Source organism: Enterobacter sp. 61D5 (genome assembly GCF_034107965.1).
Classification (GTDB): Bacteria; Pseudomonadota; Gammaproteobacteria; order Enterobacterales; family Enterobacteriaceae; genus Enterobacter; species Enterobacter cloacae_M.
Genome location: NZ_JAWNFK010000004.1, coordinates 293,385 through 308,479, shown reverse-complemented (window position 1 = coordinate 308,479; position 15,095 = coordinate 293,385). Strand labels below are relative to the sequence as shown.

At 60.7% G+C, this 15,095-nt stretch carries 14 protein-coding genes; 4 read left to right on the top strand and 10 right to left on the bottom strand.

The window, feature by feature from the left end:
• The first annotated feature begins 139 nt into the window (after positions 1-139).
• The 3 genes from glpA to glpC are packed head-to-tail and all read left to right on the top strand — an operon-like array spanning position 140 to position 4,162.
• Entirely contained in the window at positions 140-1,768 is a 1,629-nt protein-coding gene (gene glpA, locus UTM25_RS04370) for an anaerobic glycerol-3-phosphate dehydrogenase subunit A (protein WP_320714350.1), read from the top strand.
• Positions 1,758-2,975 carry a glycerol-3-phosphate dehydrogenase subunit GlpB gene (gene glpB / locus UTM25_RS04365; RefSeq protein ID WP_194400397.1) on the top strand — a complete coding sequence of 406 codons (1,218 nt, stop codon included), beginning with the start codon at positions 1,758-1,760 and terminating at the stop codon, positions 2,973-2,975. Before glpA ends, glpB begins: the two co-directional genes overlap by 11 nt.
• Positions 2,972-4,162, top strand: coding sequence for an anaerobic glycerol-3-phosphate dehydrogenase subunit GlpC (gene glpC, locus UTM25_RS04360; protein WP_194400396.1), 1,191 nt, complete (start codon positions 2,972-2,974; stop codon positions 4,160-4,162). The genes glpB and glpC overlap by 4 nt, the downstream gene beginning before the upstream one ends.
• 33 nt (positions 4,163-4,195) lie before the next feature.
• Here the strand turns inward: glpC and UTM25_RS04355 are convergent, their stop codons facing one another.
• The 10 genes from UTM25_RS04355 to UTM25_RS04310 all read right to left on the bottom strand — a co-directional run bounded on the left by UTM25_RS04355 (position 4,196) and on the right by UTM25_RS04310 (position 14,065).
• The gene (locus UTM25_RS04355) at positions 4,196-5,395 is read right to left on the bottom strand and encodes a nicotinamide mononucleotide deamidase-related protein YfaY (RefSeq protein ID WP_194400395.1); all 1,200 of its coding nucleotides are present in this window, start codon (positions 5,393-5,395) and stop codon (positions 4,196-4,198) included.
• Positions 5,396-5,489: 94 nt separating this feature from the next.
• Positions 5,490-6,029, bottom strand: coding sequence for a YfaZ family outer membrane protein (locus tag UTM25_RS04350; protein WP_109846089.1), 540 nt, complete (start codon positions 6,027-6,029; stop codon positions 5,490-5,492).
• Positions 6,030-6,153: 124 nt separating this feature from the next.
• A complete protein-coding gene (menE, locus tag UTM25_RS04345) occupies positions 6,154-7,515 on the bottom strand; it encodes an o-succinylbenzoate--CoA ligase (RefSeq protein ID WP_320714345.1) in 1,362 nt (453 codons plus the stop codon).
• Complete coding sequence (gene menC, locus UTM25_RS04340) at positions 7,512-8,477, bottom strand: o-succinylbenzoate synthase (RefSeq protein WP_194400393.1); 966 nt, start codon at positions 8,475-8,477, stop codon at positions 7,512-7,514. Before menC ends, menE begins: the two co-directional genes overlap by 4 nt.
• Positions 8,477-9,334, bottom strand: a complete 858-nt coding sequence (menB, locus tag UTM25_RS04335) for a 1,4-dihydroxy-2-naphthoyl-CoA synthase (RefSeq protein WP_023312524.1) — start codon at positions 9,332-9,334, stop codon at positions 8,477-8,479. Before menB ends, menC begins: the two co-directional genes overlap by 1 nt.
• Entirely contained in the window at positions 9,331-10,107 is a 777-nt protein-coding gene (gene menH / locus UTM25_RS04330) for a 2-succinyl-6-hydroxy-2,4-cyclohexadiene-1-carboxylate synthase (protein ID WP_194400392.1), read from the bottom strand. Before menH ends, menB begins: the two co-directional genes overlap by 4 nt.
• Positions 10,104-11,774, bottom strand: coding sequence for a 2-succinyl-5-enolpyruvyl-6-hydroxy-3-cyclohexene-1-carboxylic-acid synthase (gene menD / locus UTM25_RS04325; RefSeq protein WP_194400390.1), 1,671 nt, complete (start codon positions 11,772-11,774; stop codon positions 10,104-10,106). Before menD ends, menH begins: the two co-directional genes overlap by 4 nt.
• A gap of 88 nt (positions 11,775-11,862) precedes the next feature.
• Complete coding sequence (menF, locus tag UTM25_RS04320; RefSeq protein WP_194400388.1) at positions 11,863-13,158, bottom strand: isochorismate synthase MenF; 1,296 nt, start codon at positions 13,156-13,158, stop codon at positions 11,863-11,865.
• 86 nt (positions 13,159-13,244) lie between these two features.
• Entirely contained in the window at positions 13,245-13,550 is a 306-nt protein-coding gene (elaB, locus tag UTM25_RS04315; RefSeq protein WP_008500219.1) for a stress response protein ElaB, read from the bottom strand.
• A gap of 53 nt (positions 13,551-13,603) precedes the next feature.
• A complete protein-coding gene (locus UTM25_RS04310) occupies positions 13,604-14,065 on the bottom strand; it encodes a GNAT family N-acetyltransferase (protein WP_194400386.1) in 462 nt (153 codons plus the stop codon).
• Positions 14,066-14,136: 71 nt separating this feature from the next.
• Between UTM25_RS04310 and rbn the strand changes: the two genes are divergently transcribed.
• A complete protein-coding gene (gene rbn, locus UTM25_RS04305; protein WP_182071322.1) occupies positions 14,137-15,054 on the top strand; it encodes a ribonuclease BN in 918 nt (305 codons plus the stop codon).
• Positions 15,055-15,095: the final 41 nt, after the last annotated feature.

Below are 15,095 nucleotides of genomic sequence, written 5' to 3'. Positions count from 1 at the left end.
ACAGAAATATGACAGAATGCGCAAAAAAGCGCATGAAATCACGTTTCACTTTCGAATTTCGCGCGTTTATGTTCGAAATCAAACAAACCACACTATTGATATGGCTAAATGATAAAAAAACGAACATAGAGGGTAAACAATGACCATTCACGATCCTCGTTACAGCGATGTGATAATCATTGGCGGTGGCGCAACCGGCGCCGGGATCGCACGCGACTGCGCCCTTCGCGGCTTAAGCGTCACACTGCTGGAGCGCCACGATATCGCCACGGGCGCAACCGGGCGTAACCACGGCCTGCTGCACAGCGGAGCGCGGTATGCGGTTACCGACGGTGAGTCCGCACGCGAATGTATTGCTGAAAACCAGATCCTCAAGCGTATCGCCCGCCACTGCATTGAGCCAACCAACGGCCTCTTTATTACTCTTCCCGAAGATGATCTCGCCTTTCAGGACACATTTATTACCGCCTGCACTGCGGCGGGCATTCAGGCTGAGGCAATGGACCCGGCGCTGGCGCGGCGGCTTGAACCGTCGGTTAACCCGGCGCTTATCGGCTCGGTAAAAGTGCCTGACGGCACCGTTGACCCCTTTCGCCTGACGGCCGCCAATATGCTGGACGCCCGCGAGCATGGCGCGCGCATACTGACCGGGCACGAAGTGACCGGGCTTATCCGTGAAGGTCATCGTATCTGCGGCGCGCGGATCCTTGATAAGCAGTATAACGAACACAGCGAGCTGTATGCCGCCGTGGTGGTCAACGCGGCGGGGATCTGGGGGCAGCGCATCGCGGAATACGCGGATCTGTCGGTGCGCATGTTCCCGGCAAAAGGCTCGCTGCTGATCCTTGACCACCGCATCAATAATCACGTGATCAACCGCTGCCGCAAACCGTCCGACGCCGATATCCTGGTCCCGGGCGACACCATTTCGTTAATCGGTACCACCTCAACCCACGTTGACTACAGCGAGATTGACTACAACCGCGTGACCGCCGAAGAGGTCGACGTCCTGCTGCGCGAAGGGGAAAAACTGGCCCCAGTGATGGCGCAGACGCGTATTCTGCGCGCCTACGCGGGCGTGCGTCCGCTGGTTGCCAGCGACAACGACCCGAGCGGACGTAACGTCAGCCGGGGCATCGTGCTGCTCGATCACGCCGAGCGCGACGGCATGGACGGGTTTATCACCATCACCGGCGGCAAGCTGATGACCTACCGCCTGATGGCCGAGTGGGCGACCGATGCCGTCTGCCGCAAGCTGCGGAATACCGAAACATGCGTGACGGCAGACCAGGCGCTGCCCGGCTCGCGGCAGTCCACCGAAAAAACGCTGCAAAAAATCATCTCCCTGCCCGCGCCGCTGCGCGGATCCGCGATTTACCGCCACGGCGACAGAACGCCGCAGTGGCTCGGTGAAGGACGCCTGAGCCGCAGCCTGGTATGCGAGTGCGAAGCCGTCACCGCCGGTGAGGTGCAGTACGCGGTGGAGAGCCTGACGGTCACAAGCCTGCTCGATCTTCGTCGCCGCACCCGCGTGGGAATGGGAACCTGTCAGGGCGAGCTGTGCGCCTGTCGTGCCGCCGGGCTGCTGCAGCGTTTTCATACCACCACCGCCACCCAGTCGCTCGATCAGCTCAGCGCGTTTTTAAACGAGCGCTGGAAAGGCATTCAGCCTGTCGCCTGGGGCGATGCCCTGCGCGAAAGCGAATTTACCCGCTGGGTCTACCAGGGGCTTTGCGGTCTTGAGAAGGAGCAACGCGATGAAATTTGATACCGTAATCGTCGGCGGCGGGCTGGCAGGCCTGCTCTGCGGCATCAAGCTCTCGAAGCAGGGTCTTCACTGCGCCATTATCACCCGGGGCCAGAGCGCCCTGCACTTCTCGTCGGGCTCTCTGGATCTGGTGGACGAAGCGTACCGCGACAAACTGCCGCCGGAGCACCCTTATCACCTGATTGGCGCCCAGCATATTGACCGCTTTGCGCTGGAAACCGAAGCGCTGCTGGCGGACTGCGGCGCGCGTCTGAAGGGAAGCGCCCGGTTCAATCACCAGCGCGTCACCCCGCTCGGCACCCTACGCTCTGCCTGGCTCAGCCCGGAAGAAGTGCCCGTTGCTCCCTTCAATGCCGCACGCGTGCGGGTCGTGGGCATTAGCGGCTTTCTGGATTTTCAGCCCCACCTCGCGGCCGCGTCGCTCTGTCGCCAGGGCGTTAACGCCGACACGGCAGAGATAGAGCTGCCTGAACTGGATGTCCTGCGCGACAACCCGAGCGAGTTTCGCGCGGTGAATATCGCCCGTTTTCTGGATAACGAGGATAAATGGCCGCTGCTGTATGACGCGCTCATGCCCCACAGCGACAGCTGTGACGCCCTGCTGATGCCCGCCTGCTTTGGTTTACGCGACAACCGGTTCTGGCGCTGGCTCTCGGATCGTCTGCCCTGCACGCTCGGCCTGCTGCCAACCCTGCCCCCTTCCGTCCCCGGCATTCGCCTGCATACCCAGCTCCAGCGCCAGTTTGTCGCGCAGGGCGGCGTGTGGATGGCGGGTGACGAGGTGAAAAAAATCACCCTGACCGACGGCGCGGTGAGCGAAGTCTGGACGCGCAACCACGACGATATTCCGCTTCGCGCGCGCTTTACGGTGCTGGCAAGCGGCAGCTTCTTCAGCAACGGGCTGCTGAGCAGCCGGGAGGGCATCCGGGAAGCCATTATGGGGCTGGATGTTCGCCAGCGAGCCTCCCGCGCGGACTGGTATCAAAGTGATTTCTTCTCGCCGCAGCCCTGGCAGCAGTTCGGCGTGATCGTCGATAACCAGCTGCATCCGCAACTTTCCGGTAAGCCCGTCAGTAATCTTTTTGCCATCGGCTCGCTTCTGGGCGGGTACGATCCCATTGCCCAGGGATGCGGTGGCGGGGTCTGCGCCGTCACGGCGCTGTATGTGGCAGAGCAGATTAGCCAACGCACGGAGGCTGAACAATGAACGACACCCGTTTTGAAAGCTGCATTAAATGCACGCTGTGTACCACCGTCTGCCCGGTGAGCGGCGTGAACCCACGCTATCCCGGCCCAAAACAGGCCGGGCCGGACGGCGAGCGTCTGCGCCTGAAGGACGGCAAGCTGTACGACGAGGCGCTGAAATACTGCATCAACTGCAAACGCTGCGAAGTCGCCTGCCCGTCGGATGTGAAAATCGGCGATATCATCCAGCGAGCCCGGGCGCGCTATAGCACGCAAAAGCCGACGCTGCGTGACGCTATTCTGAGCCACACCGATCTGATGGGCAGCGTCTCGACGCCCTTTGCCCCGCTGGTGAATGCCGCGACCTCTCTCAAACCGGTGCGCCAGCTGCTGGATGCCACGCTGAAGATAGATCATCACCGCAGCCTGCCGAAATATTCTCACGGCACCTTCCGCCGCTGGTACAAATCCGTCGCGGCGGAACAGGCGCAGTACGCCGATCAGGTGGCCTTCTTCCACGGCTGCTATGTGAACTACAACCACCCGCAGTTGGGTAAAGATCTGCTGAAGGTGCTGAACGCCATGGGAACGGGCGTTCAGCTACTGAACAAAGAGAAGTGCTGCGGCGTACCGCTGATCGCCAACGGGTTTACCGATAAAGCGCGCAGGCAGGCTCAGAGCAATGTCACCTCCCTGCGCGAAGCGATTGTCGATAAAGGTATTCCGGTGCTGGCGACCTCGTCCACCTGTACCTTCACCCTGCGCGATGAGTACCCGCATCTGCTGGACGTGGATAACACCGGCCTGCGCGAGCACATCGAGCTGGCGACACGCTTCCTGTGGCGTAAGCTCGATAGCGGGCAGACGTTGCCGCTGGGGAAATTACCCCTGAAAGTGGTGTATCACACGCCGTGTCATATGGAAAAGATGGGCTGGTCGCTCTATACGCTTGAGCTGCTGCGGTTAATTCCGGGCCTGGAGCTGACGGTGCTGGATTCGCGCTGCTGCGGGATTGCGGGAACCTACGGCTTTAAGCGTGAAAACTATGAAACGTCGCAGGCGATCGGCGCCCCGCTGTTCCGTCAGATTGAGGAGAGCGGCGCGGATATCGTGGTGACGGACTGCGAAACCTGCAAGTGGCAGATTGAGATGTCCACCAGCAAGCGCTGCGAGCATCCAATCACCCTGCTGGCGAAGGCGCTGGGCTAAACAGTGCCGGGGCGAAAGGCCCCGGCACTGGTGTTACTCAATGAACAGCGACTCGACAACGTTAATCCATCCGTGCTCGCTGGCAACCTCTTTGCCATTCAGCCAGCGGCGCAGCATGTTCAGCGCCATCATAGCGCAAACCTCCTGACGCACCGCCAGGCTGTGGCGGGTGATACTCATTTTTACCCGCAGGGCCCAGGTGCCTTCCGGCGTCGCCAGCGCGAAGTTAAGGTATTCCTCGTCCAGCCCCCCGACGAACAGCGCCAGACCGGCAAAATGCTTCACCCTTCTCTCTGAAGCCCAGCGGGCGGTCTGCGCCAGGGTCTCCTGCTGGAAAGGCACCACTTCACTGGCCAGCAGCGGCGCGTTGACGCGCAACAGCTGCAGGGCCAGCAGGCCACCGGTGAACTGCTCGCTTAAGGTCACGCTCAGCTGACGCGACTGCAGATGCGTCGCAATCTGCGCGGGCAGCCCTTCCGTCCCTTCAAAGATCAGGCTTTCGCCCGCCACGCGCTGCACCTCGGGCCACAGGGCCAGCATCGCCTCTTTCTGTTCGGCCGGGCCTGTCAGCTTGAGTTCAATGATCGGCATGGAGGAACGGTAGCCCATGGAGACGCCCGGCGGCAGCGGGAGAGGGTCAAGGCTCTGGGCCAGATCGCTTTCCGAGCGGCCAAAGGTGGTCAAACGCAGGCACAGCGGCGGTTCAGGCAGAGTAAAACGATCGCGAAGGCGCGGCAGGATCTGCTGCTCGACCATCACTTTAAATTCTGAGGGCACGCCCGGCGTGAAGAACATCAGGCAGCGGTTCAGCTGCATGGCAAACCCGCACGCGGTACCCACCGGGTTATCGACCAGCTCGGCGCTGGCGGGAATTTCAGCCTGTTTGCGGTTGCTGGGGGCCATGACGCGGCCACGTTCGGAGAAAAAGCGCTCCATCTGCGAAAGCCACGCCTCGTGCAGAACCAGCCCTTCGCCTTTTGCGGTTGCGGCGGCCAACGCGCTGAGATCGTCACCGGTGGGGCCGAGCCCGCCGTTCACAATCAGCACGTCGCAGTGCTCGCTGCGCTCGCGCAGAATAGCGACCAGCGACTCAAGATTGTCGCCCACCGTATTGCGGCGCGTTAACGGTAATCCTTGCTCAAAGAAAAGATCGGCAAGCCAGGCAGCATTGGTATCGATAATTTGTCCATGCAGCACTTCGTCGCCGGTGGATAACATCTCCACGTTAATCATTATGTTCTCCCGCTTATTTGGTCAAAACACTATAGCGCAAACGCGGGGGTGGAGAAGAGAGAAACTGGCGCGACAGAATGCCGCGCCGGAGTGATTAGAAGCCTGCGCTGACGCCCACGTACGGGCCGTCGGCCAGCGCGTTGTCGCGGTTGCCGTCTTTGCCGGCCAGGTTCAGATAGCGATAGCCCGCTTCGATGGTAATCGGACGCATGATGGTCCAGCGCGCGCCGGCGTTGGCCTCTTCATAGCTTTCGATACCGCTTGAGAGGGAGTCCGGCGAATAGTAGTACTCACCAAACAGGCCGAAGCTGTCGCCAATTTTCCACTGCAGGCCGCCGCCCACTGCCGCCGCGTACCCTTCGTCACCGTCATTTGGGTTGGTATAGATACCTTTACCGCCGACGGTGGCCAGGAACGGGCCAAGAGGAACGTTCAGACCCAGGCCGAGGCTGGCCGCGTCGCCGTCGTCATCGTTATGCGTCCAGCCGCCGGTCATCGCCAGACCGGAAGTCTCGGTCCCCATGCCAAAGCCCAGGTGGGTATAATCCTGACCCGCCGAGCCGTTAATGCTGATGGCGTTAGCCGCCGCAGATACAACCATCAGGCCGAAGCCCACTAATGCCGCTTTTTTCATTGTCGTGATCCCACACAATTATTATAAAGAAGTCCCAAAACCGCGAGATTTTAACCGGAGTCTTCCGGGGATCAAGCACTCTGCGTGCGGCAGGTCAGTAGATTGTAATTATTTGAAACGGTTATTATCCCTTCAGCGAGGCGTTCACCCACTGCTGCAACGCGCGGCGCGAGACTTTAATGCCGCCATTTTTGAGTTCGGTCGGCAACAGCAGCCAGCGGACGGGTTGCTCAAAACGCGCCACCTTATCCCTGACCCAGTCAGGCAAACAGCTGATATCCGTGACCGGCTCGCACTCCACCACCGCCACCGGACGCTGTCCAAACTCGGCGTCGTCCAGCGGGACGATAAACACCTGGTTAATCTGCGGATGGCGGGCGATAACACGCTCAAGGCTCTCCGGCTGGATCCCTTCTCCGCCGCTAAAAAAAAGGTTGTCCATGCGGCCCAGGATCGTCAGGCGACCATCATGCCATTCACCGCGATCGCGGGTGGCGAACCATCTCTGCGCGTTGGTCAGCGGAACCAGTTCGCCGTCCCGCCAGTAGCCTGAGGCCATACTCTCTGCCCGGATCCAGACTTCACCGTTAACTACCTGCACCTCTCTGCCCGGCAGCGCATAGCCTACGTCCGGCTCGCCGTCCGCCGCTTTTGCGCAGACGGTAGAGGCAAACTCGGTCAGGCCGTAGCCGCAGAAGGTACGAATCCCCTGCTCGCGCGCCTGCTGCGTCAATTCCACAGGGATGGCGGCTCCGCCCAGCAGCACCGCTTTCAGTGCGACAGGCTGACGGGTATTAAGCAGACGCCAGAGCTGGGTCGGCACCAGCGAGGCGTGCGTACACCCGCGCAAAGCCTGCGCCAGCGGCTGTTTCTCGCGCACGGTTAACCGCGCGCCGGCCTGCAGCCAGCGCCATAAAATCCCCTGGCCGGAAACGTGAAACAGCGGCAGCGAAAGCAGCCAGTCGTCATCTTCGCCGTAGGGCATCAGCGCCAGCACGCCGCGCGCGCTGGCGAGATGAGCGTCGCAGGTATGCACCGCCGCTTTCGGCAGCCCGGTAGAGCCGGAGGTCAGCGTCATGGACGCCAGCCGCGCCGGCTGCCACGCAACGCGATATTCCCCTGCGCGCTCGCGCATACTCAGGGCAGGAAGACCGTCGCAGGTACCGTCCAGCACCAGCGCAAAGCGCAGCGTCATCTGCGGGAGCAACACGTCCAGCAGCGGGCGCGGCAGCTGCGGATTAACGGGAAGAATACGCGCCCCGCACTGGAGCAGGGCCAGCCACGCCAGCAGAGTTTGCGGGTGGTTATGGGCCAGCAGCAGAACGCCGTTGCCCTCCTCCACGCCCTGCAGATGAAACTCTGCCGCAAGGCGGTCGACGCGTGCGCACAGCTGTTGCCAGCTGAGCACCTCGTCGTTCAGCCTCAGGGCCGGTTTATCAGCAAACTGCGCGCGCCAGTGCCGCCACGGCCAGTCGGTAAAACTCATAACAACGGCTCCAGCGCCGTGACGTCGAGGCACGGCAGCGCGCTGTCCGGCCACGTGCGGATAAGCTGGGCCTGCATCAGGTTCAGCGTGTCGAGGCCGGGGATCGTATCCGGCGTTAGCCAGGCGGCAATGCGCGCCAGCTGGGTCAGCCCAAGGCTGGACTCAATCGACGAGCTGATGACCGCCGTCAGCCCCGAGGCGTGCGCCGCCGCGACCTGCTCGCGCACCTTCGCCAGGCTGCCGGTCAGCGTCGGTTTAATCACCACCGCGCTGACGCCGGGCTCGGCGATAAATTCAAAATCGTCCTCACGCAGGCTTTCATCCCAGGCGATGGCTATCCCCGTTTCGCGGGCAAACGCGCGCGAATCGTCGCGGGTTTTGCACGGCTCTTCGAGGAAGGCAATGCGGTTGCGGTACGCCGGGTTGACGTACTTAGCAAACTGCTGCGCCTTGAGCGGCGTCCAGGCGCGGTTAGCGTCCAGACGCAAATGGAGGTCGGGGATCGCTTCCAGCAGCAGGTTAGCGACCATCCCGTCGCGCACCGCTTCGTAGAGACCGACTTTAATTTTCGCCACTTTCTCGCCCGGCATGGCGGAGAGCAGCGCGAACAGCTCGTCAGGATCGCCCGTACAGAGCGGTGCCGCGCGGTAGTTAGCCTCTTCAGGCAGGCTGCCGTCCAGCTCCGCCAGCGCGCAGCTGATGCCAAAAGCCGCAGAAGGCACGTCCGGCAACGCCGGATCCGCGCCCTCACGCCACGCGTCCGCCCACGCCAGCAATGCTGACTGCACGTCATCCAGCGACTCCAGGCTAAAGCCCGGCAGAGGTGAAATTTCGCCCCAGCCTTCCCGCTCGTCCTGCTGCAGATGCACGAAGAAACCGTCACGGGTTTTTAACCGCCGTTCACGCAGCACCACGCCCGCGTCCATCGGTATCTGCCAGCGGTAAACCTGCGCACGACGCATTACGGATTCCGTTTGTATTTGCTGAAGTCCGGCTGGCGCTTTTCGTTAAACGCGTTGCGCCCTTCCTGACCCTCTTCGGTCATGTAGAACAGCATAGTGGCGTTGCCCGCCAGCTCCTGCAGACCCGCCTGACCGTCGCAGTCGGCGTTGAGAGCGGCCTTGAGGCAGCGCAGCGCCATCGGGCTGTTTTGCAGCATTTCGCGGCACCAGCGAACGGTCTCTTTTTCGAGATCGGCAATCGGCACCACGGTATTCACCAGGCCCATATCCAGCGCTTCCTGAGCGTTGTACTGACGGCACAGGAACCAGATTTCGCGGGCTTTTTTCTGCCCGACGATGCGTGCCATGTACGAGGCGCCCCAGCCGCCGTCGAAGGATCCCACTTTCGGACCGGTCTGGCCGAAGATGGCGTTCTCAGCGGCAATGGTCAGATCGCACATCATGTGCAGCACGTGACCACCGCCGATGGAGTAGCCCGCCACCATCGCCACCACCGGTTTTGGACAGGTGCGGATCTGGCGCTGGAAATCGAGGACGTTCAGGTGGTGAGTACCCGCATCGTCCTGGTATCCGCCGTAGTCGCCGCGCACTTTCTGATCGCCGCCGGAGCAGAACGCTTTATCGCCTTCGCCGGTCAGGACAATCACGCCGATGTTGTCGTCGTAGCGCGCATCCGCCAGGGCCTGAATCATCTCTTTCACGGTCAGCGGACGGAAGGCGTTACGTACCTGCGGGCGGTTGATGGTGATTTTGGCAATGCCATCGGTGGATTTGTGGTAACGAATGTCGGTGTAGCCTTCGGAGCAGTCCTGCCATTCAACCGGGGCGTAAAGCATGTTTTCATCAGGATAGATCATAGAGTGTCCTTTATTCGATAACGCAGTATCTGAGCCAGACTCGCGATAACCGCATCGGGGTTTTCCCGGTGGGCGTTGTGTCCGGCGTCTGGAATGGCATGGCGAACGGCGTTCACTTCCGCGGCAAGGGCCGCGAACTTCTCATCCCGTTCGCCATAGAGATAGTCAAAAGAGAAATCGCGTGCGCTAAGCGCGGCACGCAAATCCGGCTGCACGGCCAGCGAGGTCGCCTCGAGCATCATCGCCAGCGTCGCGCCGTTGTTCTGGCTGCGCAGGGTAATCAGCGCCTCGCGCTGGGCGTCCGTGAGGGAGGCAAACACGGGCTGTTGGTACCAGTCAGCGAACACCTTATCCAGCGGTTCGGTGCGAAAACGCGTTGCCCAGCGGCGGTCGGACGCCAGCCGCGCATTTCGCGCATCGGCATACTGCAGGCCCGGATGCCCACCTTCAACAATCACCCCGAACAACCCCTTCGGCTGCTGGCAGGCATGAAACATCGCAATGCGGCCGCCGAGGGAGTACCCGATGAGCCAGAATTTAAGTATGTTGTAACTAAGAAGGGTTCGGGTGAGCAACGTGCTCATCTCGTCAAACCCCGTCACGCCCAGATTTCGGGATCCACCGTGACCCGGCAAATCCAGATACAGCCGGGGATAATCGCTGAGCCCTTCACCGACCCTCTGCCACTCGCGCCGGTCGCCTGAAAAACCGTGCAAAAAGACCAGCCAGGGAAAGCCTGGTTTGCCAGCCTGCTGCACGCCAGAGAGGATCACAGCTGGCTCACCTGCGCCAGCAGGCTTTGCAGGGCCTGCGCACCGTCAGCCTCGTTCACCACCAGCTCAATCAGCGTCGCGCCCGGCTGTTTCCAGGCGCTGCTTAACGCCGCGTCCAGCTGTTCCCAGCTTTCCGGACGATGGTATTTCAGGCTAAACATCGCAGCGGCGTGTTCGAACTGCACGTTCTGCGGCATCAGATAGAAACGCTCGCGCTCGCTCTGCGGGGTTGGCAACAGGGAGAAAATCTGACCACCGTTGTTGTTGACCACAATCAGCACAAACGGGGCTGACGCCTGACGCAGTAGCGCCAGCGCGTTAAGATCGTAGAGCGCGGAGAGATCGCCCACGATCGCCAGCGTCGATTTCGCGCTGGCGCGCTGCACGCCCGCCGCCGTAGAGATCAGCCCGTCGATGCCGCTGGCACCGCGGTTGCTGTACACCGGGTAGCCCGCGGGCAGCTTTGAGAAAGCGTCAATCAGCCGCACGACCAGGCTGTTGCCGACAAACAGCTGCCCCTGTTCAGGCAGGCACTGGCGAATTCGGTGCGCCAGCCCGGCTTCGCTAAACGCTTCACAGTGCGCTTTGGTCAGTTCCCACGCCTGGCGCGAAAGATCCGGGATAGCTACCGCCCAGGGCTTGCGTTTCTCAGCCGGATGAAGCGTCAGCCAGGCGTCGATACTGCTGATCAAACGACGACCGCGGTGGTGCGCCGGGTCAAGCCGTCCTTCCAGCGAATCCACCAGCCAGTACTCTTCCGGGGTGCAGGTGGCCTGCCACTGCAGTAAGCGTTTGCCTGTCAAACTCGATCCAAGCTGGACCACAATCTGCGCCTGCGCAAGCTCGGTGACCGCTTTCGCGTTACCCAGCCAGAGATCGGCGCACGGCAGCGGCTGACCGGTCTGCGAAAGCACGTCGCCAATCAGCGGCCAGCCAAGGGTTTGCGCCCATTCGGCAACCAACTTGCCTTCTGCGGCGCTCATGCGCCCGGCAATCACCACGCCGCGCTTCTGCCGCCAGAAGAACCAGTCGCGCTGCTTCGCGCTCTCAAGATGCGTCTGCTCGCGCAGCCACGATTTTTCACTCTGCCACCAGTCGCCGAGGGACTGCTGCCAGTCAAGACCTGTGTCGTCCAGCTCGCCGTACAGCGGCTCGGCAAACGGGCAGTTGATATGCAACGCCCCGCTGCGCAACGTCTCCATGGCGTGATCGACGGTGGAGACCAGCCAGCTTGCCGGAATATCCTGGGTGGGACGCGGTAACGAAATCGTCTGCGAAGGATGCGAAGAAAAGAGCCCCGGCTGGCGAATGGCCTGATTGGCACCGCAGTCGATAAGCTCAGGGGGACGATCGGCCGTCAGTAAGATCAGTCTTTCACCCGTTAATCCGGCTTCAATCAGGGCCGGATAGAGGTTCGCCACGGCGGTACCGGATGTGACGATCACCGCCACAGGTTCTTTGCTGACTTTCGCCAGACCCAGCGCAAGATGGCCGAGACCGCGTTCATCAAAGTGGGTATGGTGAATCAACGCCCGGTTTTCTGCAGCCGCCAGCGTCAGCGGCGTTGAGCGAGAGCCCGGTGCAATACACACGTGCCTGACGCCATGGCGCGTCAGGGCTTCAAGGATCACCGCCGCCCAGCGTCGGTTAAAAGAACTTACTGACATGAGATTGTCCGGTATCAAGAATGCGACACAGTATAAATAATAGAAAAAATTGGAATTTTGATATGAATCGGGATTGCGCGAATCTGTGTTAATCCCTTAGGAGCAGAGAGCGCAATCCGGCTGCTTTGTTTTCAATCTCCTGCCACTCCTGCTCCGGGTCAGATCCGCTGACAATACCGGCACCGGCGTAGAGCCGCAGGGAGTCCTCCTGAACGCGCGCGGAGCGCAGCGCCACGCAGAACTCACTCTGTTCGGGGGATAAATACCCGGCCGAACCGGCGTACCACTCGCGGTTAAAGGGTTCAACCTTCCGGATAAACTCGCGCGCGGGCTGTCGGGGTAATCCGGCAACCGCCGCGGTCGGCTGCAACATGAGCAGACACTGCTCGTCGTCGGCCTGTTTCAGCTCGGTCCAGATACAGCGGCGCAAATGCTGCACCTTACGCAGGCGTACCACCTGGGGGGGCAGTACCTCAAGCGTCTGCGTAGAGTGCTGAAGACGCTGGCAGATATCTTCCACCACCAGCATATTTTCGCGCTGGTTTTTATCATCGTTCAGCAGCCACTCGCCGAGACGCTGCGCCTGGCTATCATCAGTATGGCTGGCGACGGTTCCCGCGAGCGCTTCCGTGCGCAGCAGCTTGCCGCGCCGCCGCCAGAGACGCTCGGGCGTAGAGCCGAGAAACGCGTTGCGGGCGTCGAATACCATGCAGAAATGATAGCAATGTAAATTGAGGGCGCGGCTGGCGGCCATTAGCGCGACAGGGTTAACGCGCTGTGTGAACTGCAGATCGGTTGCCCGGGCGAGCACAACCTTGTCAAAGTCACCGCGCGCGATGGTCTCCGTCGCCCTGCGTATAAGCTTCAGCCATTCGGCCTGCTGCGGCTGATGGGTTTCGTGCTCAACCTGCACGGAGAGCGGACGGATAGATCTCGCAGGACGGAGCTGCTGTAAAAAATCCTGCGCGACGCGGGCATCCTCCACAAGGGAGCGGTCACTCCACAGCTGAAGGCGCAGCGTGGCGTTGCCGGCGGTGCGTCGCCAGAGCAGTCGCGGTAAAAAGAGGCTACCCTGTTCGGGATTAAAGGCGTTCAGGCCGCAGATGCGGGTATCACTTGCCGCGTTTTGCGCGCGCAAAAACTGCGAAGCTAATGCCAGAGAGGAAAATTGGTTGACCGCCCCCAGCGCGGCCAGCTCTTCATCACCGTTACGCTGCTGCCAGTAAAACTGCGGATAACACTGCTGCTCGCCCAGCCAGGCGAGGGGATCGAAGGCGTCGTTTAACGGGAAAGTGACGTCGAAATGACGTATGCCGGGTGCTGCGGGTAACGCTTGCGATAGCTGGGTACGCAGTTGCTCCAGCGCGAGGAAAATCGAATTCACGCGAACCTCTCCCTGTTAAAACGTCATATTATACGGGGTACTGGCCATAAATAGCAGTACCCACGTATAGGGAGTGGTTAAGCGGCTTAACGACGGGCTAACAGCAGCCCCAGCACCAGCCCCACGGCAGCACCCACCCCAATACCCTGCCACGGTTTTTCATGCACGTAATCATCGGCACGATACACCGCTTTTTTGGCACGGTAGTAGTAAGTATCTGACGCATGGCTGACGCGGTTTTTCACTTCATGCAGCGCCTGCTCGGCACGGGCTTTTAGCTCAATATATTTCTGATCGGCAGGGTCACCGGACGAACGTAACACCTCTTCCAGCGTTTCGCTCAGCAAGGCCAGGTCGTCGTCGATACGGGTATCCCAGGATTGAAATGACATATTTTTCTCCATGTTAGTACACCAGTCCGCTAACTATAGCCAACGAGATGCCATTACGCCTGTTTCACTTCTCGCGCCATGCCGATATGCGGAATGCCATCTTCGTCATATACATCCGTCACTGGCGCAAAGCCAAAGTGTCCGTAAAAGGATTGAAGATGCGCCTGCGCGCCCAGGTATAACGCCTTGTCCGGCCACTGTTTCCGGCACGTCTCCAGCGTTTTTTCCATCAGCTGATAGCCCAGCTTTTCACCCCGCGCCTTGCCGCTGATGATGACGCGGCCAATGACGACAGGCTCAAAATCGTCTTCGCTTTTCAGAATCCTCGCATATGCCACCAGCTCGTTATCCCGCCAGCCGAGGATATGGCGGTTCTCACCAACGAGGTCATCGCCGTCGATGTCCTGATACGGGCAGGTCTGTTCCACAACAAACACTTCACAGCGCAGCTTCAGCAGGGCGTAAAGTGAATCAACGGTGAGGTCGCTATGATGTAAATCTTGCCACTGGATCATGTCAGTCTCCTTCCTGGGGTTCATCACGTTATACTAAACCCCTCCCCGTTCGGCAAAGGGCTGATTGCGTTATGGAACTGATTTTTCTGGGTACGTCCGCTGGCGTGCCAACCCGCTCACGGAACGTGACGGCGATCCTGCTGGATCTTAAGCATCCCACCCGCGGCGGGCTGTGGCTGTTTGACTGCGGTGAAGGGACGCAGCATCAGCTGTTACACACCGCTTACCACCCCGGCAAGCTGGATAAAATTTTTATCACCCATCTGCATGGCGACCACCTGTTTGGCCTTCCCGGCCTGCTGTGCAGCCGCTCGATGGCCGGTAACGCTAACCCGCTGACGATTTACGGGCCAGCGGGTATTCGTGAATTTGTCGAAACTACGCTACGCCTGAGCGGGTCATGGACCGATTATCCGCTGGAGGTCGTTGAGATTGCCGAAGGCCTGGTTTTTGATGACGGGGATTACCGGGTTACCGCTCAACCGCTCAATCATCCTGTGGAGTGCTATGGCTACCGTATTGATGCGCATGATAAACCCGGCGCGCTGGACGCCGCCGCGCTGATGGCCGATGGCGTAAAACCCGGGCCGCTGTTCCAGCGTCTTAAGCACGGAGAGACCGTCACACTGGAGGACGGACGCGTCATTAACGGCCAGGATTATCTCGCCGCACCGCAGCCCGGCAAAAAACTGGCGATTTTTGGCGATACGGCCCCGTGCCCGGCGGCGCTCACGCTGGCTCAGGGCGTGGACGTGATGGTGCATGAAGCGACGCTTGAAACGGCGATGGAAGAGAAAGCCAACAGCCGGGGCCATAGCTCCACGCGTCAGGCGGCGCAGCTTGCCCGTGACGCGGGCGTCGGGCGGCTCATCGTCACCCACGTCAGCTCGCGCTACGACGCGCGGGGATGCGCAAGCCTGCTGGCAGAGTGCCGCGCGCTGTTCCCGGAATGTGAGCTGGCCGAAGATTTCGCTCAGGTTAGCGTTTAGTCCTTCATTTTTCCCTCAGGATGCCGATAACGATTAAAAGG